General features: G+C 72.1%; 21 protein-coding genes and 1 tRNA gene. 14 read left to right on the top strand and 8 right to left on the bottom strand.

Features of this window, described 5'->3' with window-relative positions; genetic code table 11:
- Positions 1–52: 52 nt before the first annotated feature.
- Positions 53–1,504 (bottom strand): S1C family serine protease, encoded by a 1,452-nt coding sequence (locus tag ACZ7OY_RS13875; protein ID WP_471911584.1) that lies wholly within the window; start codon positions 1,502–1,504, stop codon positions 53–55.
- 259 nt (positions 1,505–1,763) lie between these two features.
- Between ACZ7OY_RS13875 and ACZ7OY_RS13870 the strand changes: the two genes are divergently transcribed.
- The 3 genes from ACZ7OY_RS13870 to ACZ7OY_RS13860 all read left to right on the top strand — a co-directional run bounded on the left by ACZ7OY_RS13870 (position 1,764) and on the right by ACZ7OY_RS13860 (position 4,599).
- Positions 1,764–2,591: a glycerophosphodiester phosphodiesterase family protein gene (locus ACZ7OY_RS13870; RefSeq protein ID WP_471911583.1), complete on the top strand. Its 828-nt coding sequence runs from the start codon at positions 1,764–1,766 to the stop codon at positions 2,589–2,591.
- Between the two features lie 223 nt (positions 2,592–2,814).
- On the top strand, positions 2,815–3,366 hold the full coding sequence (locus ACZ7OY_RS13865) for an ATP-binding protein (protein ID WP_471911582.1): 552 nt from the start codon (positions 2,815–2,817) through the stop codon (positions 3,364–3,366).
- A 267-nt stretch (positions 3,367–3,633) separates the two neighbouring features.
- Positions 3,634–4,599 (top strand): DUF5926 family protein, encoded by a 966-nt coding sequence (locus ACZ7OY_RS13860; RefSeq protein ID WP_351604033.1) that lies wholly within the window; start codon positions 3,634–3,636, stop codon positions 4,597–4,599.
- A 320-nt stretch (positions 4,600–4,919) separates the two neighbouring features.
- Here ACZ7OY_RS13860 and ACZ7OY_RS13855 read toward each other — a convergent pair whose 3' ends face one another.
- Both ACZ7OY_RS13855 and ACZ7OY_RS13850 read right to left on the bottom strand, forming a co-directional pair.
- Positions 4,920–5,729: a hypothetical protein gene (locus ACZ7OY_RS13855; RefSeq protein WP_471911581.1), complete on the bottom strand. Its 810-nt coding sequence runs from the start codon at positions 5,727–5,729 to the stop codon at positions 4,920–4,922.
- Positions 5,730–5,785: 56 nt separating this feature from the next.
- Positions 5,786–6,451, bottom strand: coding sequence for a bifunctional DNA primase/polymerase (locus tag ACZ7OY_RS13850; RefSeq protein WP_471911580.1), 666 nt, complete (start codon positions 6,449–6,451; stop codon positions 5,786–5,788).
- Between the two features lie 516 nt (positions 6,452–6,967).
- Between ACZ7OY_RS13850 and ACZ7OY_RS13845 the strand changes: the two genes are divergently transcribed.
- Both ACZ7OY_RS13845 and ACZ7OY_RS13840 read left to right on the top strand, forming a co-directional pair.
- Positions 6,968–8,500: a PP2C family protein-serine/threonine phosphatase gene (locus ACZ7OY_RS13845; RefSeq protein ID WP_471911579.1), complete on the top strand. Its 1,533-nt coding sequence runs from the start codon at positions 6,968–6,970 to the stop codon at positions 8,498–8,500.
- A gap of 305 nt (positions 8,501–8,805) precedes the next feature.
- Positions 8,806–10,272, top strand: a complete 1,467-nt coding sequence (locus ACZ7OY_RS13840) for an aminopeptidase P family protein (protein ID WP_471911578.1) — start codon at positions 8,806–8,808, stop codon at positions 10,270–10,272.
- A 111-nt stretch (positions 10,273–10,383) separates the two neighbouring features.
- On the opposite strand, the gene ACZ7OY_RS13835 is transcribed toward ACZ7OY_RS13840, so the two are convergent.
- The gene (locus ACZ7OY_RS13835; protein ID WP_471911577.1) at positions 10,384–11,208 is read right to left on the bottom strand and encodes a triphosphoribosyl-dephospho-CoA synthase; all 825 of its coding nucleotides are present in this window, start codon (positions 11,206–11,208) and stop codon (positions 10,384–10,386) included.
- A gap of 170 nt (positions 11,209–11,378) precedes the next feature.
- A complete protein-coding gene (locus ACZ7OY_RS13830) occupies positions 11,379–11,972 on the bottom strand; it encodes an ATP-binding protein (RefSeq protein WP_471911576.1) in 594 nt (197 codons plus the stop codon).
- Positions 11,973–12,212: 240 nt separating this feature from the next.
- Between ACZ7OY_RS13830 and ACZ7OY_RS13825 the strand changes: the two genes are divergently transcribed.
- The 9 genes from ACZ7OY_RS13825 (at position 12,213) to ACZ7OY_RS13785 (ending at position 22,289) form a co-directional block, all read left to right on the top strand.
- Complete coding sequence (locus tag ACZ7OY_RS13825) at positions 12,213–13,103, top strand: hypothetical protein (RefSeq protein ID WP_471911575.1); 891 nt, start codon at positions 12,213–12,215, stop codon at positions 13,101–13,103.
- A 275-nt stretch (positions 13,104–13,378) separates the two neighbouring features.
- Positions 13,379–14,143, top strand: coding sequence for a YcnI family copper-binding membrane protein (locus ACZ7OY_RS13820; RefSeq protein ID WP_471911574.1), 765 nt, complete (start codon positions 13,379–13,381; stop codon positions 14,141–14,143).
- 74 nt (positions 14,144–14,217) lie between these two features.
- Positions 14,218–14,874 (top strand): SCO family protein, encoded by a 657-nt coding sequence (locus tag ACZ7OY_RS13815; protein ID WP_471911573.1) that lies wholly within the window; start codon positions 14,218–14,220, stop codon positions 14,872–14,874.
- Positions 14,875–14,897: 23 nt separating this feature from the next.
- Positions 14,898–15,350 carry a copper chaperone PCu(A)C gene (locus tag ACZ7OY_RS13810; RefSeq protein WP_471911685.1) on the top strand — a complete coding sequence of 151 codons (453 nt, stop codon included), beginning with the start codon at positions 14,898–14,900 and terminating at the stop codon, positions 15,348–15,350.
- 13 nt (positions 15,351–15,363) lie between these two features.
- A complete protein-coding gene (locus tag ACZ7OY_RS13805; RefSeq protein WP_471911572.1) occupies positions 15,364–17,370 on the top strand; it encodes a copper resistance CopC/CopD family protein in 2,007 nt (668 codons plus the stop codon).
- Between the two features lie 8 nt (positions 17,371–17,378).
- On the top strand, positions 17,379–18,677 hold the full coding sequence (gene efeB, locus ACZ7OY_RS13800) for an iron uptake transporter deferrochelatase/peroxidase subunit (protein ID WP_471911571.1): 1,299 nt from the start codon (positions 17,379–17,381) through the stop codon (positions 18,675–18,677).
- Positions 18,678–18,738: 61 nt separating this feature from the next.
- Positions 18,739–19,671, top strand: a complete 933-nt coding sequence (gene pheA / locus ACZ7OY_RS13795; RefSeq protein ID WP_471911570.1) for a prephenate dehydratase — start codon at positions 18,739–18,741, stop codon at positions 19,669–19,671.
- A 534-nt stretch (positions 19,672–20,205) separates the two neighbouring features.
- Complete coding sequence (gene serS / locus ACZ7OY_RS13790) at positions 20,206–21,483, top strand: serine--tRNA ligase (protein WP_471911569.1); 1,278 nt, start codon at positions 20,206–20,208, stop codon at positions 21,481–21,483.
- Positions 21,480–22,289: an HAD family hydrolase gene (locus ACZ7OY_RS13785; protein ID WP_471911568.1), complete on the top strand. Its 810-nt coding sequence runs from the start codon at positions 21,480–21,482 to the stop codon at positions 22,287–22,289. Before serS ends, ACZ7OY_RS13785 begins: the two co-directional genes overlap by 4 nt.
- A 22-nt stretch (positions 22,290–22,311) precedes the next feature.
- Here the strand turns inward: ACZ7OY_RS13785 and ACZ7OY_RS13780 are convergent.
- From ACZ7OY_RS13780 to ACZ7OY_RS13770, 3 genes are all read right to left on the bottom strand, one after another.
- Positions 22,312–22,396, bottom strand: a tRNA-Ser gene (locus ACZ7OY_RS13780).
- A gap of 263 nt (positions 22,397–22,659) precedes the next feature.
- The gene (locus ACZ7OY_RS13775) at positions 22,660–22,908 is read right to left on the bottom strand and encodes an SGM_3592 family protein (RefSeq protein WP_471911567.1); all 249 of its coding nucleotides are present in this window, start codon (positions 22,906–22,908) and stop codon (positions 22,660–22,662) included.
- A gap of 83 nt (positions 22,909–22,991) precedes the next feature.
- Positions 22,992–23,711, bottom strand: a complete 720-nt coding sequence (locus ACZ7OY_RS13770) for an ABC transporter permease subunit (RefSeq protein WP_471911566.1) — start codon at positions 23,709–23,711, stop codon at positions 22,992–22,994.
- Between the last annotated feature and the right edge of the window lie 9 nt (positions 23,712–23,720).

The raw sequence follows: 23,720 nt of genomic DNA, 5'->3' as shown, positions 1-23,720 counted from the left end.
GCGGGGACAAGAGTAACGGGTTGGCACGCGCGCGCGAGTCGCCCCGGCGCGGTCAGCTGTCGCCGGTACGGGATCCCAGGGTGACCTCGGTGGTGTGGGTCTTGCCGTCGCGCTCGTAGGTGATCGTCACCCGGTCGCCCGGCTTGTGGGTCCAGATCTCGCCGATCAGGGTGGGACCGCTGTCGATCACGTGGTCGTCGAGCTTGGTGATGACGTCGCCCGACTTCAGGCCCGCCTTGTCGGCGGGGCCGCCGGACTCGACGGAGGAGGCACCGCCGGCGCCCTGGTCGGTGATCTTCGCGCCGTTCACCGAGTCCTGGAGGGACACGGAGGCGCCGATCTTCGCGTAGACCGGCTTCCCGGTCTTGATCAGCTGCTGGGCGACGTACTTGGCCTGGTTGATCGGAATGGCGAAACCGAGGCCGATCGAGCCGGACTGGCTGGTGCCGCCGAGGCCGCCGCTGCCGGTGGACTGGATCGCGGAGTTGATGCCGATGACGTTGCCCTGGGCGTCGAGCAGCGGACCGCCGGAGTTGCCCGGGTTGATCGAGGCGTCCGTCTGGAGGGCGCTCATGTAGGACGCCTGGCTGCCGGTGCCGTCACTGGAGGCCACCGGGCGGTTCTTGGCGCTGATGATGCCCGTCGTCACCGTGTTGGACAGGCCGAAGGGGGCGCCGATGGCGATGGTGGAGTCGCCGACGGCCACGTCGTCGGAGTTGCCGAGGGTCAGCGGCTTCAGGTCCGAGGGGGCGCTCTTGAGCTTGATGACCGCCACGTCGTACCCCTGGGCGTGGCCGACCACCTCGGCGTCGTACTTCTTGCCGTCGGGGAAGGTGGCCGTGAGCTTGCCGCCGTCGACCGCGTCGGCCACGACGTGGTTGTTGGTGAGGATGTGGCCCTGGGTGTCGAACACGAAGCCGGTGCCGGTGCCGCCCTCGCCGTTGGTGGACTCGGCCTCGATGGTGACGGTGCTCGGCAGCGCCTTGGAGGCCACCGCCGCGATGGTGCCGGGGTCGCGCTTGACGGCGCCGCCGCTGGTGGAGGCGGAGACGGTCGTGGAGCCGTTGTCGTCGTTCTTCGCCAGCGTGTAGCCGAGCCCGCCGCCGAGACCGCCGGCGACCAGCGCGGCCACCAGGACCGCCGCGACGAGACCGCCGCGGCCGCCGCCGGGCTTGGGCGCGGGCGGCTGGTACGAGGCACCCCAGCCGGAACCCGCACCGCCGCCGTCGGCGTACGCGGGCGTGACCGGCGGCGGGGGCGGCCAGCCGCCCTCGGGCGCGGATCCGGTGTTCTGGCCCCCGTCGTACGGGCCGGCCGAGGCGTACGCGGGCGCGGACCCGGAATGCTGCGGCACCCCGGGGGCGGCCGGCGCCACCGGCGGGACCGGAGTCGTGGGCGCGCTGTCGGGCGTGGTGGCCTGCGGGGAAGCCACGGGAGATTCCACCGGCACAGGAGGTGCTGACGGGGCCTGGGGAACCTCGGTGCCCTCGTTCTCGGTGCTCACAGCTCTTCTCCTCGATCCACGGCTGTTGTTCTCGGTCGCACTCGGTCACGCTCGCTCACGCTTGTCGTCGACCCGGCGCGCTGCAGCTGTGCATGTGCATGTGTATGCGGACAGCTTTTCCCACGGGCCGTCAGAGCACCATAAGCGGTGGCTGTGGGAACACGACCATTCTTTATATGCGACATTCTGCCCTGCTCGGGACACTTTTTCGGATGCCTCCGGCCCGACGCCTGCCCCGCGCCGGTGACACCATGACGCGGTGACCCAAGCACGCCAGCACCACATCCAAGTCGTCGCCCATCGCGGAGCCTCCGATGATGCCCCCGAGCACACCCTCGCCGCGTACAGGAAAGCGATCGAGGACGGCGCGGACGCACTCGAGTGCGATGTCCGGCTGACCGCCGACGGCCATCTCGTCTGTGTGCACGACCGCCGCGTCAACCGTACGTCCAACGGGCGCGGAGCGGTGTCGGCCCTGGAGCTCGCCGAGCTGGCGGCGCTGGACTTCGGCTCGTGGAAGAAGCGGGAGCTGTGGCACCTGCGCGACGAGGAGCCCGACTGGGAGGTCCGCCCCGAGGACCCCGAGGACACCTCCGTCCTCACCCTGGAGCGGCTGCTCGCACTCGTCGCCGACTCGGGACGGCGGGTGGAGCTGGCCATCGAGACCAAGCACCCCACCCGCTGGGCCGGGCAGGTCGAGGACCGGCTGCTGCTGCTCCTGAGACGGTTCGGCCTGGACGCCCCGTCCACGCCCGAGGAGTCGCCCGTGCGCGTCATGAGCTTCTCGGCGCGCTCGCTGCACCGCGTGCGGGCCGCCTCGCCGACGCTTCCCACGGTGTCCCTCATGCAGTTCGTCTCGCCGCGGCTGCGCGACGGACGGCTGCCGGCGGGGGTCCGGATCGCCGGTCCCTCGATCCGGATCGTGCGCAACCACCCGGCATACATCGAGCGCCTGAAGGGCGCCGGCCACCAGGTTCACGTGTGGACCGTGAACGAGCCCGAGGATGTCGATCTCTGCGTCGGCCTGGGCATCGACGCCATCATCACCAACCGGCCGCGCGCCGTTCTCCAACAATTGGGGCGCTGACTCGGCTGTCCCATGAAACAACTCTTGACCCAGGCGTTTCGGTGAAGCATCCTCCGATCTCGGCCATACCGACGAAATCCAGCCACTCCCCGTCGGAAGTGCTCCGGCGCGTTCGCTCCGTGTTCGATCGCCTCGAGTGCGTCACGACACGTGGATCAGCCGGTTTCCGGTACAGGCCAATGGGGCATCCACACCGTGGCGTGGGGCGAAGGAGGTCTCGGGGGTGGCGTTGGTGGTGGCACAGGAGGTGCCCACGTCGTCGAGCATGGCCGTACCCCATGGCCCTGCGGGCGTAGGGGCTGCAAGACACCGGATGCGCGATCAGTTGCGCAGCGGCGGTGTAGCGGAATCGGTCATCGACGATGCCGTACTGATCCTTTCCGAACTTTTGAGCAATGCGTGCAAGCACGGCAGGCCCTTGGGGGACGCACCCGCCGGGGACGGTGACGTCCGGGCCGCGTGGCGCGTCGACCAGAGCGGCCGGCTGATCGTCGAGGTGACGGACGGCGGCGGACCGACCCGCCCGGCCCCGGCCACTCCCTCGGTCACCGCGCACGGCGGCCGCGGGCTGGCCATCATCACGGCGCTGGCCGACGACTGGGGCGTCCGGGACGACGCCCGGGGCGAGGTCACGGTGTGGGTCGTCGTCCACGAAGACGTCCATGATCCCGACGCCGGGTACGGCCGGGCCGGCTTCGCCGCCCGGGTCACGGCGCCGACCGTGCCGGCGATGCGCGACCTCTCCTTCGCGGACGCGTTCGACGACCTGGGCTGAGCCCCGGGCGGCGGCCCCGCCGGGTGCCGGTTCCCGGGCACCGCGTACCCCTCCTCGCCCGCACGGCCCTCGCCTGCGTGTCGCCCGGGTACGGACCCGGCGCGGGCGGAGCCGTCCTGTACCGGTTCGTCGCGTACGCGTCCGCCCGGACGGGCCGGCCGCGTGGCGGGACACCGCCGCATGCGTCGTCCACAGGTCCCGTGGGTTCTCGTACGAGCGGCTAGGCTCCCGCCCGTACAGACGAGCCGTAACCGGGAGACACGCACGATGGCCAAGAAGCGACCCCAGACGACGGCCAGGCGGCCGCAGCTCAGCGATGCGGAGATCCCGGTCGTCGGCGCCCGCGAACCCTGCCCCTGCGGCAGCGGCCGCCGCTACAAGGCGTGCCACGGCCGGGCCGCCGCCCAGGCCGCGGCCGAGCTGGTGCACCGCCCCTTCGAGGGGCTCGCGGGCGAGTGCGACTGGGTCGCGCTGCGCGAACTGGTGCCCGCGGCCACGGTCGAGCTGTCCCTGAAGGACGGCCTGCCCGAGGGCGTCCCCTCGGTCACCCTGGCCACGGTCCTGCCGATGGCCTGGCCCGCGCTGCGCCGCGACGACGGTTCGGTGCTGCTCGGTCTCCAGAACGACACGGCGTCGGGCGACATCAGCCGCGACCTCGCCGACACGCTGCTGCGCGCGCTGGAGGCCCAGCCCGGCACCCCGGTCCAGGGCCGCCGCGCCCCGGCGGACGGTCCCCGGCTCCAGGACCTCCTCGACCCCGAAGGCACCTTCGAGCCAGTTGTGCACGAGGGCTTCGAGTTCTGGGTGCCGGACGCGGAGCACGCCAGCCCCGAGGTGACCGCCTCCCTGGAGCGGGCCAACGACGCGGCCATCCCGACCGTGAAGCTGACCGGCGTGGACTCCGCCTACTGGTGCGAGACCCCGGAGAAGAACCACCTGCGGTGGGTCATGCCGCACGCCGAGGAGCACCTTCTGGACGCTCTGGCCCGACTGCACGCGGCCGGCCGCTCCAGCCTCGGCGAGGGCACCCGCCTGGTGGGCTCCTTCCGCGCGCACGGCCTGACCGTGCCGGTCTGGGACCTGCCGAGCGGTGTCGGCGCGGACGAGATCGAGAAGCCGGCGGCCGAGTTCGCCGAGCGGCTCGCCGCCGCCCTGGCCTCGGACGCCCCGCTCACCCCCGACGAGCGTCGCGCGCGCGGCGGACTCACCAACCGCCAGGTGACGCTCAGCTGACATGCCGGTGCCGTGTCCCCTCGGGCTGACCGGTCGGTCAGCCCGGGGAATCGTCCGGCCGCCGTGACTCCAGCCACAACTCCCGCCCGGAGCAGGCCAGTCGGTGTCCGAATAGCCCTGTCATGGCCTACTGGACGGTGTCCGAATAGCCAAGGGAAACAAGAGATCGAATTTGCGTAGGGCCGATCTCTTGTTACCGTTCCAGTAGCCCGGTTGCTGGTGCATCCCCCGTCGCCAGCAACCGGGTCTTTCCATGCCCGGCGCCGACCGGTGCACCCCGCCCCGGCGGGCCGCGTACGACAGCGCACCGCCCCGGCCGCTCAACCGGCCGCGCGCAAGCCGGAGTTGCCACCCGCGTCCGGCCCGGATCCGCTTCCCGGTGCGTCCCCGCCGGTGCGCCCGGCCGAGCCCTCCGCGCTGCTCCCCGAACGCAGCAGCAGCGGACCGCGCCCGGACGGGCCCGCGAACTCCGCCACCGCCGTGTAGGCGTCCGGCACACCCCGGGTGGGCTCGCGGGGCGTCTCGCAGATCCCCGGCTCGTCGTCGGTGCCCACCGCGCAGTCGATCTGCACCGTGCGCCCGGCGGGCCCCATGAGGCTCAGCGCGGCACCGAGATCGCCGCCGGTCGCGTTGCGGTAGTAGGTGCGCGCCCAGGTGTCCTCGCCCTGCGTCATGACACAGGTCTGCGCCTCGATGCCGTCCGGCGAGGTGAGTTCGGGGCCGCAGCGGGCGGCGGTGGCCAGGCCCAGGCCGAGCACCAGCGGAGAACGGCGGGGATCCGGGGACGGCGCCTTCGCGTCCCCCGTGGAACCCGTCGAGCCCGCGGAACCCGCGGAGCCCGTCGAGTCGGCCGGGTCCATCAGCCCCGTCGCCCCCAAGGCCCCCGGGACACCCGGCGAACCGGCCGCACCGGAGGAATCCGAGCCACCGGAAGCCGAACCGCCGGATCCCGAACCGCCGGAAGCCGAAGCATCCGAAGCCGCGGCGCCGGCCGCCCCACCGTCCGTCGACGGACGTACGACCGGCCGTCCCGTACTCGTGAGCCCCACCTGCCCCGCGGACGCCATGGCCAGGGGCAGCGCCGCCGCACCTGCCACAACGCCCGCGAGGGCGAGAAGACGAACGTTCATGAACCGGAAGATAACGACCCCCGGCAGGCGCCTCGCCCGGCGCGCACCCGACACCCCTACAACTCGGGCGCGCTCACACCCGTACGAGTGAGGGCCTCGACGACCGCGTCCACCACGGCCTCGACGTCGGGTACCCACGGTGCGGCGGAGCCGGGCAGCGGCGCACGCTCCCAGCGGATGGCGCCCTGGCCGGTCTCCGACGGCGGCAGGGCGAGATAGCCGCCCTCGCCGTGGAAGCGGAGGGAGCCGGGGACGAAGTCCTGGGCGTACAGCAGTTCGCCCAGCTGCTCCATCGAGTAGGGACGCACCAGCAGCGCCCACCGGGTGGGCGAGGCCACCACCGGGCCGAGGCGCATCCCCTTGCGGTCGAGGGCGGCAAGCGCGTGCGCGGCCGCGAGGGCGGGCAGGCTGACCGCGCAGGGCGCCCGGCCGCCGGTCGCGAGGACGATCGGCGCCGTCGGCCGGTTGGTCCACCACCAGCGCACCATGCGCGCGTCGGTGGTGGCCGCGAGGAGGCCGGGGTCGAACGGATGCGCACCGGGCACCGTGCACTCCGGGTCCGGGCAGCCGCAGCGGGCGCGCCCCTGCGGATCCGCCGCCACTCCCGGGAGCACCGGCCACTGCCATTCCGTCGCGAAGCTCAGGGCCGCGCCGATCAACTCAGGCCCCCCGCCGTTGCGCTGGGACAGGAGCCTGCGTCGCCTTCCGAGGATCTCGCGCATGAGCGCTCGTTCCTTTCCGTTGCACGCCTGGCAACACCGAGGACCACATCACACCATGTGTCGATCACTTCACTGTGCGTACCTGTTGGCGCATCACACCCCTGTCCGAGACAAGGGGAACCCCGCTGGGCCGAACGTTGGCTGCGTCCGCGGCCGTTCCGTCCACACTGCGTCTGACAAAAGCATGGGGCGTGGCATGGGGGTGGCGAAGTCTGGCGTTTTGCCGTTCCGCGTACTTCTCTCCGCCTCCGCCACGGGAGGATGGGGTTAGGTCGTCGGTGGCTATGACGCCCGGGTCGGTCACCAGGTTCCGGGTGGTCTCCAACCGCCCCTGGCCCTTACCGAGTACGTACCCATCACGACCGCTGTGACGCTCCGTCGAGCAAGGCCAGTCGACCGCAATCGCCCGTTACCCGAGTCAGTTTTAGGCCAACTTTGCTTTCCCGCAAGGGCTGGAGGAGGGACTCATGAAAAGTTCCCGGAAACCTCTCGGACACCAGGAATCCCAGCAGGACAATGCTGGACATCTCCTCACGAGTGCGTGTACATGTGGAGACACTGCTAGCGGCGCAGAATGACATGGGGGTTTGCGATGCTTTTGAGCAATACGCACCGGTCGGAAAGCCGGATGACATGAACGCCCCTCACCCTCCGAAAGTGGCTGGAATCGATTCAACGGTTCCCGCACCCGCACACACTGTCGCGCCCGCGCCTGCCGCACCGGACAGCTCGTCCGTCCCCCCCGACATCGCCTGCCGCACACCGCCCGGCACCGTGCTCCAGGACCGGCTCGCCGGCTGGGTCTCGGACCTCACGACGCTGCACGAACTCACCGAACGCCTGATCCGCACGGACACCCTTTCCGACGCGCTCCAGGAGCTGCTGGGGGCCGGCTCCGCCCTGGTGGGCGCCCGGCGCGGACTCGTCGTCCTGGAACCCGACGACGGGTTCGGCCCCGACACCACCATCGGTCTGGGCCTGGGCCGCGCCGATCTCGGCCACATCGAGACCGTGCCGCGCAGCGCCCTGCCCCAGGGCGCACTTCTGGACACCGCCGCCGGACTGCCCGGCGGCGTCGGCGAGATCGTGCGCCCCGACCTGTTCGCCGAGGACGGGCTCGACCCCCGCCACCGCGAGGTGGCCGCCCGGCTCGGCTACGCCGCCAGCTACGCGCTCCCCCTGTCCACCGAGGCCGCGGGCCGCCTCGGTGCCGCCGTGTGGCTCTACGACGAGCCCGCCGAGCCGGACGAACGCCGACGCCACCTGGTCGGCCTGTACATCCGCTACGCCACCGAGCACCTCGCGCGGCTCGTCGAGGTCGAGCGCACGCGCGCGTGCATGGCGACCATGTCCGAGGAACTGCTGCCCTCACGGCTGCCCCGGGTCCCCGGGGTCCGGCTCGCCGTCCGGCACCGCACCGGGCCGCGCGGCGGCGGCGACTGGTACGACACGCTGCCGCTGCCCGACGCCGCGCTGGGCCTGGCGGTCGGGTCCGTCAGCGGGTCCGGGCCGAGCGCCGTCGCCGCGATGGGCCGGCTGCGCGCCTCCCTGCGGGCGTACGCCGTGATGGAGGGCGAGGATCCCGTCGCCGTCCTGTCCGACCTGGAGCTGCTGCTGCGGCTCACCGAGCCCGCCCGCTCCGCCACCGCTCTGTTCGCCTACTGCGAACCCGCGCTGCGCAAGGTCACCCTCGCCGGTGCCGGACACTGCCCGCCGCTGCTGGTCGGCGACGGGCGCACGGAGTTCGTGGAGACCTCCGTGTCGGCGCCGCTCGGGATGCTCGCCTGCTGGGAGGCGCCCAGCGTGGAGTTCGAGACGGAACCGGGAGAGACGGTCCTGCTCTACACCGACGGGCTGCTGCACCGCACCGGCGACTGCGGGGACCGGGCCTTCGCCCGGCTGCACGCGGCCGCGGCGAGCGTCCCCAGGGCGCTGCGGACCGACCCGGACACGGTCGTGGAGCATGTGCTGCGCACCGTACTGCCGGACGGGCTGGACGCGGCGGACGGCGCGGAGGACGTGGTGCTGCTGGCGGCCCGCTTCGACTGACGCCCCGCGCCGACCGCCCTCCGCCCCTCTCCGGGTGCCCCCTCGGCCCTCCCCGGTGACCGCCCTCGGCCCTCCTGGTGACCGCCCTCGGCCCTCCTGGTGACCGCCCTCGGTCCTCCCCGGTGACCGCCCTCGGCCCTCCTCCCGGTGCCCACTCCCCGGCCCCTGGTGGGACTCCCCGGGCCCCGGACGCAGGTCCACGGGCCGCGGACGAAGATCGCCGAGCAAGGACGAAGGTCCTTCGGCCCTGGGCTCCTGGGCATACGACCGTACGATGGACACGGTCCAGTGCCGTATCAAGGAGGATGACCGTGGCCGACGAGCTCACCCCGGAGACCCCGGAGACTGAGTCGGAAGAGCCGATCAAGCAGCGCAAGAACGGCCTGTACCCGGGCGTTTCCGACGAGCTGGCCGAGAACATGAAGTCCGGCTGGGCCGACACGGAGCTGCGCGGTCTGGAGCCGATCGCCCAGGCCGCCGAGACCGCCGCCCGCCGCGCCGCGCTGTCCGCGCGCTTCCCCGGTGAGCGCCTGGTCGTTCCCGCGGGCAATCTGAAGACCCGCTCGAACGACACCGAGTACGCCTTCCGGGCGTCGACCGAGTACGCGTACCTGACCGGCAACCAGACCGAGGACGGCGTCCTGGTCCTGGAGCCGACCGCGGACGGCCACCAGGAGACGATCTACCTCCTGCCGCGCTCCGACCGTGAGAACGGTGAGTTCTGGCTCTCCGGCCAGGGCGAGCTGTGGGTCGGCCGCCGGCACTCCCTCACCGAGTCCGAGGCGCTCTACGGCATCCCCGCCGCCGACGTGCGCGAGCTGGCCGACAGTCTGCGCGAGGCCACCGGCCCGGTGCGCGTCGTGCGCGGCCACGACGCCGGCATCGAGGCGGCGCTGACCGACAAGGTCACCGCCGAGCGCGACGAGGAACTGCGCGCCTTCCTCTCCGAGGCCCGCCTGGTCAAGGACGCCTTCGAGGTCGGCGAGCTGCAGAAGGCCGTCGACTCGACCGTGCGCGGCTTCGAGGACGTCGTGAAGGTCCTCGACAAGGCCGAGGCGACCAGCGAGCGCTACATCGAGGGCACCTTCTTCCTGCGCGCCCGCGTGGAGGGCAACGACGTCGGCTACGGCACCATCGCCGCCGCCGGCCCGCACGCCTGCACCCTGCACTGGGTGCGCAACGACGGCCCGGTCCGCTCCGGCGACCTGCTGCTGCTGGACGCCGGCGTGGAGACGCACACGCTCTACACCGCCGACGTCACGCGCACGCTGCCGGTCAACGGCCGCTTCAGCGAGATCCAGAAGAAGATCTACGACGCCGTGTACGAGGCCCAGGAGGCCGGTATCGAGGCGGTCCGCCCGGGCGCCAAGTACCGCGACTTCCACGACGCCGCACAGCGTGTGCTGGCCGAGAAGCTCGTCGAGTGGGGTCTCGTCGAGGGCCCGGTCGAGCGGGTGCTCGAACTCGGTCTCCAGCGCCGCTGGACGCTGCACGGCACCGGCCACATGCTCGGCATGGACGTCCACGACTGCGCGGCCGCCCGCGTCGAGTCGTACGTGGACGGCACGCTGGAGTCCGGCATGGTCCTCACCGTCGAGCCCGGTCTGTACTTCCAGGCCGACGACCTGACGGTGCCCGAGGAGTACCGCGGCATCGGCGTGCGCATCGAGGACGACATCCTGGTCACCGAGGACGGCAACCGGAACCTGTCGGCCGGCCTGCCGCGCCGCTCCGACGAGGTCGAGTCCTGGATGGCCTCGCTCAAGGGCTGACCCAGGGCGACGAACGGCCGGGCACCGCTGCGGTGCCCGGCCGTATCCGTGTCCGGAGCACGGGTCCCGGGTACCCGGGACGGTCCCGTGGACGGCCGCCGGCCCTCGCTCTCAGCCGCGCGGGCCGACCGGCAGCGTGTCGAGGAACAGGGCGCCCGCCAGCAGCCCGGCGCTGCCCCGCGGGCTCCACGCGCGGGCGTGCAGGTCGGTGTCGAGAGCGGCCAGGGCGGCCCGGCCCGGCCGCGTCGCGGTGCCGCCCGCCGCCAGGACCTCACGGGCACCGGCCTGGACGTGCCGCAGGCCCAGCGGGCCCGCGGTGTGCAGCAGTTCGGTGTCCTGGAGGGTGGACATCACCGTCAGCAGGGCGTCGAGCCGGGCCTGTTCCTCGTCGGCACCGGCCGTGCGCGCGGCATCGAGCGCGTCCAACGCCCGCCGTACGTGCGGGAATCCGGCCTTCGCCTCACCGCGGGCGCCGGCCGCGCCGTACTTCGCCGACACCGACGACCCCCTCGAGGGCCGCCGCGGGGCGCCACGGTCCCTGTGCGCGGCGATCCGCCTGGCGCTCGCCGCCACCTCGCGGGCTGCCGCGCCGGGGTCGAGCGCGGCCGCCGCGACCAGCAGACCGAGCGCCCACAGGGCGCCCCGGTGACCGCCGCCGGCCAGGTGCACCGAGTGCTCGGTGCACCGCCCTATCGCGCCCAGTTCGGCGCGCAGCTGCGGTGTGGGCTCTCCGGTGCGGCGGGCCGCCGCGGCCATCGCCGCGAGCCCGGGCGTCAGCGCCTTGGCCGACCAGCGCAGCAGGCGGTGGTCCTGGCGGGTGGCACGCGCGGCGAGGTCGCGCGGATCGGGCAGCCCGGGCTTGGGGACCAGTGCCAGTTGCCCGGTCAGCGCGTCCACCGCGGCCCGCGCCAGCGCCTCGTCCTCGCGGCCCCTCATGTCCGTACCCCCGTGAGGCCGCGGGTGCCGAGGGGGAGGTGCCGGGTGCCGTGGTTTCCCGTCATGGACGTGAACGTAGGGGACGCGGCCCGTCGGGAACATGTGGCGAAGCCAGGAACTGGCTGTGAATCCGGGGAAGGCCGAACCGCCCGTTCCGGTCGCCCGAACCGCTACACCGCCATCAGCGGCGCGCCCTTCTTCCACTTGAGGATCTTGTCGAACCTCACCACCGCTCCGCCGCGCCCCGGCCGGTTGCCGAAGTGGACGTGGTCGGCGAGTTCGTGGATGAGATGCAGTCCGCGGCCCTGTTCGGCGTAGACGTCGGGGCACGGCACGTCGGAGCGCACGGCGAGGCCGTCGTGGCCGTCGTGGGCGTGGTGGCCGCCGTGGCCGTCGGGGTCTCTGTAGCCGCCGTGGTCGTCGGGGTCTCTGTAGCCGCCGTGGTCGACGTGTTCGCCGTAGTCGCCGTGGTCGACGTGTTCGCCGTAGTCGCCCGCGAAGCCCGGCCCCGAGTCGGCGACCTCGATACGGCACTTCTCGCCGTCGAGATAGGCGGTGACCCGGTACGCCTCCGGACAGCCGCCGTGCGGGGCGCCCCCGCCGTGCTCCACGGCGTTGGCACAGGCCTCGCTGAGGGCGACCGAGAGGTCGTAGGAGATGTCGGGATCGACGCCCGCCGTCTCCATCGTGCCGAGCAGCAGGCGCCTCGCGAGCGGAACGCTCGCAGCTTCGCACCGCAGATGGAGTGACCACCAGATGCTCATGCTCCAGCCTCCTGGCTGCGCCTCGACATACCGTTACGTATTGCCCCGAGTGCCGTTGCGTAAGCGCGCTTTTCATGTGATGCCGCCCATCCGGAGGATGCGCCGAAGGGATCGAACGGTGTATGTGCGGCCCATACGCATCAACCGTGCCAGAAGGTGATCTTCCGGTTCCCGGTGTCCCCGCTCTCGAGCCGCCCTGCCGTCGGGACCCGAGGGGGCCGGTGCGATGATGGGGCCGCCATGTCTGCCCCCCACCCACGCACCATGCGCTCCGGAAGCGGTCTCCGGCTGCTGCGGGCCGCGGTGTTCGCCGCGGTCTGCGTCGTGCTGGCCGCGTGCGGCCACGCCCTCGCCTCCTGCGCGACGGTGCCTCTGTGGACGCTGGGTGCGGGGTTCCTGGGCGCGCTGGCGGTCGTGGCACCGCTCGCCGGCCGGGAGCGCTCGCTGGCCGGGATCACCGCACTGCTCGCCGCCGGCCAGACCGTGCTGCACATGCTGTTCGGCCTGGGACAGCACGGCGCCATGGGCTCGGCGTCCGCGTCCGGCGCCATGAACATGAACTCCATGATGTCGATGGGGTCGACGGGGTCCACGGCCGGCTCGATGTCCGACGCCGCGCTGATCCAGCAGGCCGCGCACATCCTGTGCGGAGGCACCGTCTCGGCACTCAGCCCCGCCCAGGCCCAGCGGATCCTCGCCGACGCGCGGCTCTACCCGGGAACGGGGACCGGCACCGCGACCGGCACCGCCGTCGTGCACGACCCGGCGGACGCCCTGTCGACCGCCACCGGCTCCCTCGCCTCGCTGCTGCCCTCACTGCCGATGCTGCTCGGCCACGCCCTCGCGGCACTCGCCGTCGGCTGGCTGCTGCGCCGGGGCGACAGCGCCGTGCTGCGGCTCGTCGAACTGTCGGCGCAAGGAGTCACCGAGGGGGCGCTCGTACGTTCCCTGGGCAACGCGCTCGCGCTGGTGCGCGCCCTGCTCGCCGGACTGCCGGTCGCGCCGGAGGCAGGCCCGCGCCCGCCCCGTACCGACGCGCCCGCCCGGCCCGAGCCGCGCACCGCCGCCCTCCAGCACTCGGTGATCAGGCGCGGTCCGCCGGCCGCGACGGCACTCGCCCTCGCTGCCTGACACGACCGGCCGAGCCACTTCGCGGGAGTTCCGCGTGGCGAGGACAGCCGTCGTCGTGCGGCACGCGCGCGTGCGCCCGTGATGTCCGGCCGACCCGGAGATCACCCACCCGTACGCGCACCCCTCGTCATCGTCATCGCCGGAATCCACCACCGGAGTCCACCGGACCCGTCGGAATCCACCGGACCCCGTCGGAGTCCACCGGAGTCCACGGAGTCCACCGGACCCCGTGGCGGATCCCGCGCCGCAACCACACGAAGTGGAGTGTTCCCTTCATGCAGGCTTCCCGTATCGCCGCCGTCGTCGCCCTCGCCGGTTCGGCCGTTCTGGCCCTGTCCGCCCCTGCCTTCGCGCACGTCAGCGTGCAGCCGGAGGGCACGGCCGCCAAGGGCGGTTACGCCGTCGTCGACTTCAAGGTCCCCAACGAGCGCGACAACGCCTCGACCACCAAGCTCGAGGTCGCCTTCCCCGCCGACCACCCGCTGGCCTCGGTGATGCCGCAGCCGATCGCCGGCTGGACGGTCCAGGTCACCAAGTCCAAGCTGGCCAAGCCGCTGGAGCTGCACGGCAAGAAGATCGCCGAGGCCGTCACCAAGGTCACCTGGACCGCCGACGGCAAGGGCATCGAGCCCGGCTACTTCCAGAAGTTCCCGCTCTCCGTCGGCACGCTCCCCGAGGACACCGACGAACTCGTCTTCAAGGCGATCCAGACGTACTCCAACGACGAGGTCGTGCGCTGGATCGAGGTGCAGGAGGACGGCGCGGAGGAGCCCGAGAACCCGGCTCCGGTGCTTCAGCTGTCCGCCGCCACCGAGGACGGCCACTCCCACGGCTCGACCTCCGACAAGGACGCCTCCGCCGAGCACGACGACGCCAAGGCGGCCGCGAGCGGCAGCGCCGAGGCCGCACCCGCCGCCGACAGCTCCGACACCACCGCCCGTGTGCTGGGCGTGGTCGGCATCGTCGTCGGCGTGGCCGGGGTCGCGTACGGCGTGGCCGCCGGCCGCCGCCGCGGCACCGACAGCAACGCCCGAGCCTGACCTTCACTGCCGTGCACCGGGGGTCGTACGGCCCCCGGCGCACGGCGCGGTTCACACATCTGGGACATTTCTCTATGCGCAAGAAGACGTTCGCAGCGGCCGCGCTGCTCGCCGCCGCCACGCTGACGCTCTCCGCCTGCGGCAGCGGCGACGGCGACAAGGGCGAGGGCCCTGTCACCGTCGTCTCCGAGGAGACCTCGCAGCAGGCGGCCACCGTCCTCGACCAGCCCTTCGAAAAGCCGGACCTCGTCCTCACCGACACCCAAGGCAAGTCGTACGACCTCCGCAAGGAGACCGCCGGCCGGCCCACCCTCATCTACTTCGGCTACACCAACTGCCCCGACATCTGTCCGCTGACGATGAACAACCTCGCCGTCGCCAAGAAGCAGCTGTCCAAGGCCGACCAGGACAGACTGCGGATCGTGTTCGTCACCACCGACCCGCAGCGGGACACCCCGGCCGCGCTCGGCGCCTGGCTCAAGGGCATCGACCCCCAGGTCGTCGGCCTGACCGGCGACTTCGCCACCATCCAGGCCGGGGCCCGCAGCGTCGGCATCACCGTCGAGGCACCGCACCAGGGCAAGAACGGCAAGACCGTCTCCACGCACGGCACCCAGGTCATCGCCTTCTCGCCGAAGACGGACGCGGGCTATCTGGTCTACAGCGACCAGGCCACCGTCGACGACTACACCAAGGACCTCCCCAAGATCGTCAAGGGGGAGAACCCGTGAGGCGCCGGGGCACCGCCACGGCGATGGCGGCCGGGGTGACCCTCGGGGCGCTGGTCCTGGCGGGCTGCGGCGGCCCGGACTCCGGTGCCGCGGGCGCCTCGGGGGCCGAGCTGTCCGTCAGCTCCGCCTACATGCCGCAGCCGGTCTCCGCCTCGATGGCCGCGGGCTTCCTGACCATCGCCAACACGGGCTCCGCGAAGGACGAACTGACCTCCGTCAGCAGTGACATCGCGGGCAGCGTCACCGTCCACGAAACCGTCGGCACCTCGATGCAGGAGGTGACCTCCCTCGACGTACCCGCCCACGGCCGGCTCGTCTTCGAAAGCGGCGGGAACCACCTGATGTTCGAGAAGCTGAAGCGCAGGCCCACGCAGGGCCAAAAGGTGACCGTCGAGCTGCACTTTGCGCAATCCGGCCCTGTCACGGTCGAGATACCGGTGAAGTCGGCTACGTACAACCCCAAGACCGGGCACTGAGGGAGGGACCACCTTGACACAGACCATCGCCCCACGCGTGCGCACCCTGGTGCTGCTGTTCCTGGCCGTCATCGGCGCGAGCCTCGTCGCCGCCGGTCCGGCCTCCGCGCACGCCGCGCTGACCGGCAGCAACCCCGCGCAGGGGGTGGTGGTCGACAAGGCACCGACGCAGATCTCGCTCACCTTCTCCGAGCAGGTCGCCCTGTCCGACGACGCGCTGCGGGTACTCGACCCCAAGGGCAAGCGCGTCGACACCGGCAAGCCGGCCAACACCAGCGGCACCACGTACGCCGTGGGGCTGCACAGCGGACTGCCCGACGGCACCTACACCGTCACCTACCAGGTCGTCTCTGCGGACAGCCACCCCGTCGCCGGCGCCTACACCTTCTCCGTCGGCGCGCCCTCGCGGACCGCCGTCTCCGCGGACGGGCCGACCGTCGGCGGCGGGGTGGTCGGCTGGCTCTACGGCTTCGGGCGGTACCTGTCGTACGCCGGTTTCATCGTGCTGACCGGCGGGGCCGCCTTCGTCCTCGCCTGCTGGCAGCGCGGCAGCGGGGTGCGGGCCGTGCAGCGGCTCGTCATCTCCGGCTGGATCACGCTGACCGCGGCCACCCTCGCCCTGCTGCTCCTGCGCGGCTCCTACACCGGCTCCGGCAAGGTCGGCGACATCTTCGACCTGAACCTGCTCGGCACGGTCCTCCAGACCAAGACCGGCGCCGCGCTGGTCTCCCGGCTGCTGCTGCTCGCCGCGGCCGCGCTGTTCATCGCCGTGCTGTTCGGGGCCTACGACAAGCGCGAGGCCGACGAGAAGCGGGACCTGACCTTCGGGCTCGCGCTCGGCGGAACCGTGGTGGCCGCCGGGCTCGCCGCGAGCTGGGCGATGGCCGAGCACGCCTCGACCGGACTCCAGCCGGGCATCGCCATGCCGGTCGACGTCGTCCACCTGCTGGCCGTCGCCACCTGGCTCGGCGGGCTGGCGACCCTGCTCGTCGCGCTCTACCGGGCCCCCGCGCACACGCCCGTCGACAGCCAGGCCGTACGCCGCTTCTCGGCGGTCGCCTTCGGCAGCGTCCTCGCCCTCGTGGCGACCGGTGTCTACCAGTCGTGGCGTCAGCTGGGCTCCTGGTCGGCCTTCACCGACACCGCCTACGGCCGGCTGCTCCTCGTCAAGATCGGCCTGGTGGCGCTGCTCGTCGGCATCGCCTGGGTCTCGCGCCGGTGGACGGCACGGCTGTCCGACTCGCTGACGGCCCACGCCCTGGTGAAGCCGCGCGAGGACCGGGACGACACCTCGGACGAGGACGACGTCCAGAAGGCCAAGGAGCCCGCGGGGGCGCGGAAGGGTTCCGTGTCCGCGACCACGAAGACGGCCACCGGAGCAAAGGCGGCGAGCGTCCCGGAGGCCGGCGCGAAGGCGGCGACCGCAGGAGCCCCCGAACGCGCCGCCCAGCTCGCCCGGCAGCGTGCCGCGGTCGAGGCCGCCCGGCAGAAGCGGCTGCGCGACGCCGACCCCGAGCGCCACGGGCTGCGCCGGTCGGTGCTCGCCGAAGCGGGCGTCGCCGTCGTCCTGCTGGCCGTCACCACCGTGCTGACCCAGACCGAACCCGGCCGTACCGAGCAGGACGCCAAGGCCGCCACCGGGTCCTCGTCGTCCGCCTCCTCGGACCCGTCCACCTCGGGTGCGGTGACCCTCGACATGCCCTTCGACACCGGCGGCAAGGACGGCAAGGGCGTGGTGAGCGTCGACCTCGACCCCGCGCGGGTCGGCGCCAACGAGATGCATGTCTACGTGGAACGACCCAACGGCCGCGGCTTCGACGTCCCCGAGGTGAAGGTCGCCTTCACCCTCGCCGCCAAGAGCATCGGTCCGCTGCCCGTCGTCCCCGACCACATCACCACCGGACACTGGGCGGCGAGCGGGGTACAGCTCCCCATGGCCGGCGACTGGAAGATCGCCGTGACCGTGCGGACCTCCGACGTCGACCAGGTGACCGTCTCCAAGAACGCGCAGATCGGCTGAACCGCACCATGCCCGACCCGTCCATCCCGCACACCCGTACCCCCGAGGCCGCCCCCGGGGCTGACGGCTCCGCACCGGCTCCCGTCGCCGGGGGCCTCACCCGGCGCACGCTGCTCGGCACCGCCGGCGCCACCGGACTCGTCCTCGGCGCGGCGGGCGCGGCCGCGGGCTACGCCGCAGCGCCCACCGAGGCCACCCCGCTCACCGCACTCGGCACCGGCCGGGCGATGTTTCACGGGAAACATCAGCCCGGCATCACCGAGGGCCTCCAGGCCCGCGGCCATCTCGTCGCCTTCGACCTGACGGCCGGTGCGGGCCGCAGGGAGGCGGCCGCGCTGCTGCGCCGCTGGTCGGTCACCGCCGAGCGGCTGATGTCCGGCGCGGCCGCCGCACACGACGACACCGGCGTGGCCCGGGACGCCGGTCCGTCCTCGCTGACGCTGACCTTCGGGTTCGGCCACAGCTTCTTCACGCGGACCGGGCTGGAGAAGCAGCGCCCGGTCTCCCTCGACCCGCTGCCCGACTTCTCCTCCGACCACCTCGACAAGTCCCGCAGCGACGGCGACCTGTGGGTGCAGATCGGTGCCGACGACGCCCTGGTCGCCTTCCACGCCCTGCGCGCCGTCCAGAAGGACGCGGGCAGCGCGGCGCGGGTCCGCTGGCAGATGAACGGCTTCAACCGCTCGCCCGGCGCCACCGCCCACCCCATGACCGCCCGCAACCTCATGGGCCAGCTGGACGGCACCCGCAACCCCAAGCCCGCCGAGTCCGACTTCGACCGCCGGATCTTCGTGCCCGCGTCCGGCTCGAAGGACCCGGCCTGGATGTCCGGCGGCTCCTACGCCGTCGTACGCCGTATCCGCATGCTCCTCGACGACTGGGAGCGGCTCTCGGTCGCGGCCCAGGAGCAGGTGATCGGACGGCGCAAGGACACCGGTGCGCCATTGTCCGGGGGCGGCGAGACGACCGCGATGGACCTGGAGAAGCGGGACTCCGCGGGCGATCTGGTCGTCCCGCTCGACGCGCACGCCCGGATCACCCGGCCCGACACCAACGGCGGCGCGGCCATGCTCCGGCGCCCCTTCTCGTACCACGACGGCATCGACCCGGACGGCACGCCGGACGCGGGGCTGCTCTTCGTCTGCTGGCAGGCCGACCCGCTGCGCGGCTTCGTACCGGTGCAGCGCAAGCTCGACCGGGGCGACGCGCTGTCGAAGTACATCCGCCACGAGGCCAGCGCGCTGTTCGCGGTGCCGGGCGGCGCGGCCGAGGGGGAGTACGTGGGGCAGCAGCTGCTGGAGGGATGAGCCCCGGCCACCGGTCGAGACGGGAACGCCGGTTGCCTGCACGGGCCACTAGGGTGAGGCCATGCCAGCCAGTTATGCGTATCTCGGCCCCGAAGGCACCTTCACCGAAGTCGCCCTGCGGACCCTCCCGGAAGCGGCGACCCGGGAGCTGATCCCGTACGTGTCCGTGCAGTCCGCGCTGGACGCGGTACGCACCGGCGAGGCCGAGGCCGCGTTCGTGCCGATCGAGAACTCCGTCGAGGGCGGCATCACCACCACCCTGGACGAGCTGGTCGCGGGCGCGCCGCTGATGATCTACCGCGAGGTGCTGCTGTCCATCACCTTCGCGCTGCTGGTCAAGCCCGGCACCCGGTTGTCCGACATCAAGACGGTCACCGCGCATCCGGCCGCCCAGCCGCAGGTGCGCAACTGGCTGCGGGCCAACCTCCCGAACGCGGTCTGGGAGTCGGCCGCCTCGAACGCGGACGGTGCCCGCCTGGTCCAGGAGGGCCGCTACGACGCGGCTTTCGCGGGGGAGTTCGCGGCCGCCCGCTACGGTCTCGAACCGCTGGAGACCGGCATCCACGACGCCGAGAACGCCCAGACCCGGTTCGTGCTGGTCGGCCGGCCCGCCCGGCCCGCGGCTCCCACCGGCGCGGACAAGACGTCCGTCGTGCTCCGGCAGCGCGACGACCACCCGGGCGGACTGCGCGACCTGCTGGGCGAGTTCGCCACCCGGGGCATCAACCTCATGCTGCTCCAGTCCCGTCCGACCGGCGCCGGCATCGGCAACTACTGCTTCTGCGTCGACGCCGAGGGGCACATCTCCGACCGGCGGGTGGCGGAGGCGCTGATGGGGCTGAAGCGGATCTGCCTGGAGGTGCGGTTCCTCGGTTCCTACCCGCGCGCGGACATCGGCGTCGAGGACGTACGAGCGCTGCCCCGGGGGACGTCGGACGCGGAGTTCGTGGAGGCGGCGGACTGGGTGGCGCGTTGCCAGGACGGCCGTTTCTAGTCAGGTCGGTCCGTTCTCTGCCGCATTCTGGTTATCCACAGGCGTTATCCACAGGTCCTCATCTCGACCTGGGGACAAGTCGACAGTGAAACACCATTCAGTCGACAAATCGGCCCACAGGGCCCGAGTGCGCCCTCACCCTGATGGACCACCCTTCGTCCACCCTTTTCCTTCGATCAACCCTTTAGGGCGAACTCTTTCCACTCGAAAGTGTGGGGAAATGGGGTTTACGCCGAGAAACCAGAGCCCCGCCAGGCGAGCCGGAGTGATCAATTCCAACATCCACAGATCATCCTCACAGGCTGTGGATAACTCTTCGGGGGTGTGGACGCCTGTGGACAGCCGCGCTCCAAACTCCCGCCCTCCACAAGGCGATCCGGTCAACCGCACGCCCAGGACGTGCTCCGCCCGGACAGGCGGGTCACTATTTATTGACACGCAAGATATTTCGCCCATGAGTGAACGTAAGCGGCGAATCGCATCTGCCGGAATCTGAGTCGTAACCGGCAACCGCGCACCGGTAGCCTTGAGCGCGTGATTGACCTTCGCCTGCTCCGTGAGGACCCCGACCGTGTGCGCGCCTCCCAGCGTGCCCGTGGAGAGGATGTCGCGCTCGTCGACGCTCTCCTGTCTGCCGACGAGCGGCGCAGGTCGTCCGGCGTCCGCTTCGACGAGCTCCGCTCCGAGCAGAAGGTGCTCGGCAAGCTGATCCCCAAGGCCTCCGGCGACGAGAAGGCCGAGCTGCTGGCCAAGGCCGGCAAGCTGGCCGCCGACGTCAAGGCGGCGGACGCCGAACAGAACGAGGCGGACGAGCAGACCAAGAGCCTTCTGCTCCGGCTCGGCAACCTCGTGCACCCGGACGTCCCGGTCGGCGGCGAGGAGGACTTCGTCGTCCTGGAGACGCACGGCACGATCCGCGACTTCGGCGCCGAGGGCTTCGAGCCCAAGGACCACCTGGAGCTCGGCGAGGCGCTCGGCGCCATCGACGTCGAGCGCGGCGCCAAGGTGTCCGGCTCGCGCTTCTACTACCTGACCGGTGTCGGCGCGCTCCTGGAGCTCGCCCTCGTCAACGCGGCGATCGCGCAGGCCACCGAGGCCGGCTTCACCCCGATGCTGACCCCGGCGCTGGTCCGCCCGCGCGCCATGGAGGGCACCGGCTTCCTCGGCCAGGCCGCGGAGAACGTGTACCACCTGGAGAAGGACGACTACTACCTGGTCGGCACCTCCGAGGTCCCCCTCGCCGCCTACCACATGGACGAGATCCTCGACGCCGAGAAGCTTCCGCTGCGGTACGCGGGCTTCTCGCCGTGCTTCCGCCGCGAGGCCGGCACGTACGGCAAGGACACCCGCGGCATCTTCCGCGTGCACCAGTTCGACAAGGTCGAGATGTTCTCGTACGTGGCCCCCGAGGACGCCGAGAACGAGCACCGGCGGCTCCTGGAGTGGGAGAAGCAGTGGCTGACCGGCCTCGAACTGCCCTTCCAGGTCATCGACGTGGCCTCCGGCGACCTCGGTTCCTCCGCGTCGCGCAAGTTCGACTGCGAGGCGTGGATCCCGACCCAGGGCAAGTACCGCGAGCTGACCTCGGCCTCCAACTGCGACGGCTTCCAGGCCCGCCGGCTGTCCGTCCGCATGCGCGACGGCAAGAAGGTCCAGCCGCTCGCGACGCTCAACGGCACCTTGTGCGCCGTACCGCGCACGATCGTGGCGATCCTGGAGAACCACCAGCTGGCCGACGGCTCGGTGCGCGTGCCCGAGGTGCTCCGGCCCTACCTGGGCGGCCGTGAGGTCCTGGAGCCGGTCGCCAAGTGAGCACCACCCCGGACTTCCCGTACCGGCTGATCGCGACCGACCTCGACGGAACGCTTCTGCGTTCCGGCGAGTCGGTGTCGCCGCGCACGCGTGACGCACTCGCCGCGGCCACCGCGGCGGGTGCCGCGCACATCGTGGTGACCGGACGGGCGGCCCCCTGGACCCGGCACATCCTCGACGACCTCGGCTACCGGGGCCTCGCGGTCTGCGCCCAGGGCGCCCAGGTCTACGACGCCGGCGCGCACCGGCTGCTGACGTCTGTGACCCTGGACCGGCAGCTCGCGGCACTGGCCCTGGCCAAGATCGAGGCCGAGGTTGGCCCGCTGTTCCTGGCGGCGAGCCGCGACGGTCTGGACGGCGAGGTGCTGGTGGGCCCCGGTTACACGGTCACGGGCGCGCTTCCGGCCACCCCGTTCACGGACGTCTCCGACCTCTGGAGCGCCCCGCTGAACAAGATCTACATACAGCACCCGACGCTCACGGACGACGAGCTCGCCGAGGCGTCCCGTCAGGCCGCGGGCGGTTTCGTCACGGTGGCGATGGCGGGGCACGGCATCGTCGAGCTGCTGCCGCTGGGGCTGTCCAAGGCCACCGGCCTGTCCCTGGCGGCCCGCCGCCTGGGACTGAAGGCAGCGGACACGATCGCCTTCGGCGACATGCCCAACGACATCCCGATGTTCGGGTGGTCCGGTCACGGCGTCGCCATGGCCAACGCCCACGAGGAGCTGAAGGCGGTCGCCGACGAGGTGACGTCCTCCAACGAGGAGGACGGGATCGCGGTGGTGCTGGAGCGGTTGCTGGGCTGAGCCCTCGGGCTTCTCGGTTCTGCGGAGGATGCACGGATCGAACGTGCGCGGGGAGTTCCCCGACCTCGGCTTAGCAAGCCGGTGCCTTGCCTCTCGGCCAATCCTCCGGGTGGGCGGCCCACGCGAGTGCGATTCGCGTGCTCGAAGCGGCCGCCCCGGGCAGCTCACCAGCAGGGCGGAATCGACGGAGGTGACTACTCCGGAATCCGCCGCACGCTGCCCTGTCGGGAGCTGGACGTACTGTCGTGCATGGACATCGTCCCGCTCCTCTCCCAGATCGTGGCGCCGGCTCGGGTCCGGCCGCTCGGACATCACCACTGTGCCCGACCGCCGTACCCGACGCCACTGAATATCGGGGGCCGCGCGGCCGCTACCGGCGCCGCCATCTGCGGCGCCGGGCCTTGCTGAAGAACCATCCGGCGGGCGGTTCGTCGGAGCGCCAGGGCTGCGGCTCGGGCTGCTCCGCCCGCCAGCGGGCGGCGAGCATCCGGGCCCGCGCGGACGGCTCGGCCGTCTCGGCGGCCCGTATGAACCCCTCGTCCAGGACGAGATCGTCCCAGCCGTCCCCGTCCGGCGTGCCCGCTTCGCGACCGTCGTCCCGCGGTGTCTCCTCTGCCATGCCCGGCCCTCCCAGCCGTCCATCCGTTCTGCCCAGTGTGCGCCAGCCGGGATGAAGCCGCCGTCAGGGCCGGGGCCCGGCCGCTACTCCTCGCCGGCGAGGGTCAGCGTGCGCAGCTTGCGGCCCGCGTACCAGGTGGCCAGCACGGTGACCGCGACCAGCAGGGCCGTCGCCGTGGTCAGCCCGACGTCGGAGGTGACGAGGTCCCCGCCGGCCACCTTGTGGGCGACGGCCAGCGACCACTGCTGGACGCTGAGCGTGCGCGCGCCGGGCACCAGGGAGCCGAACAGCGCCTCCCAGACCAGGGCGTAGACGAGGCCGAAGACCACCGCGTGCCGGGACACCGTGCCCAGCAGCAGGAAGAGCGCCGCGTAGGCGATGGAGGCGACCAGCGCGGCCACCGTGTAGGCGACGGCGATCTGCTGCCCGTTGCCGTTGAGGATCAGTCCGGCGAGCAGGGTCGGCAGCGCCGAGAAGACCATCGTCACCGCGATCGCCACGATCAGCTTGGTGAAGATGATCGTGGGCCGCTTGAGCGGCTTGGACAGCAGGTACACCACCGAGCCGTCGTCGATCTCCGGGCCGATCGCTCCCGTGCCGGCGATGACGCCGATGATCGGCACCATCGTGGCGAGCGCCAGCCCGCCCAGCACGTCCGCCGCGGTCTGGTCGTCGGCTCCGGTGAGGGCCCGGACGGCAGTGGAGATCACGATCAGCAGCAGCGGCAGCGCGCCGAGGACGAGGGCCCGCTTGCGGCCGAGCAGGGCCCGGTAGGTGAGCCGGGCGACTGTGGGGTCGTACATGTTCGGCCT

The sequence above is a fragment of the Streptomyces sp. NPDC107559 genome (genome assembly GCF_055657365.1).
Note: the sequence above shows the minus strand (reverse complement) of the source record. Positions and strands in the feature narration are given on the sequence as shown.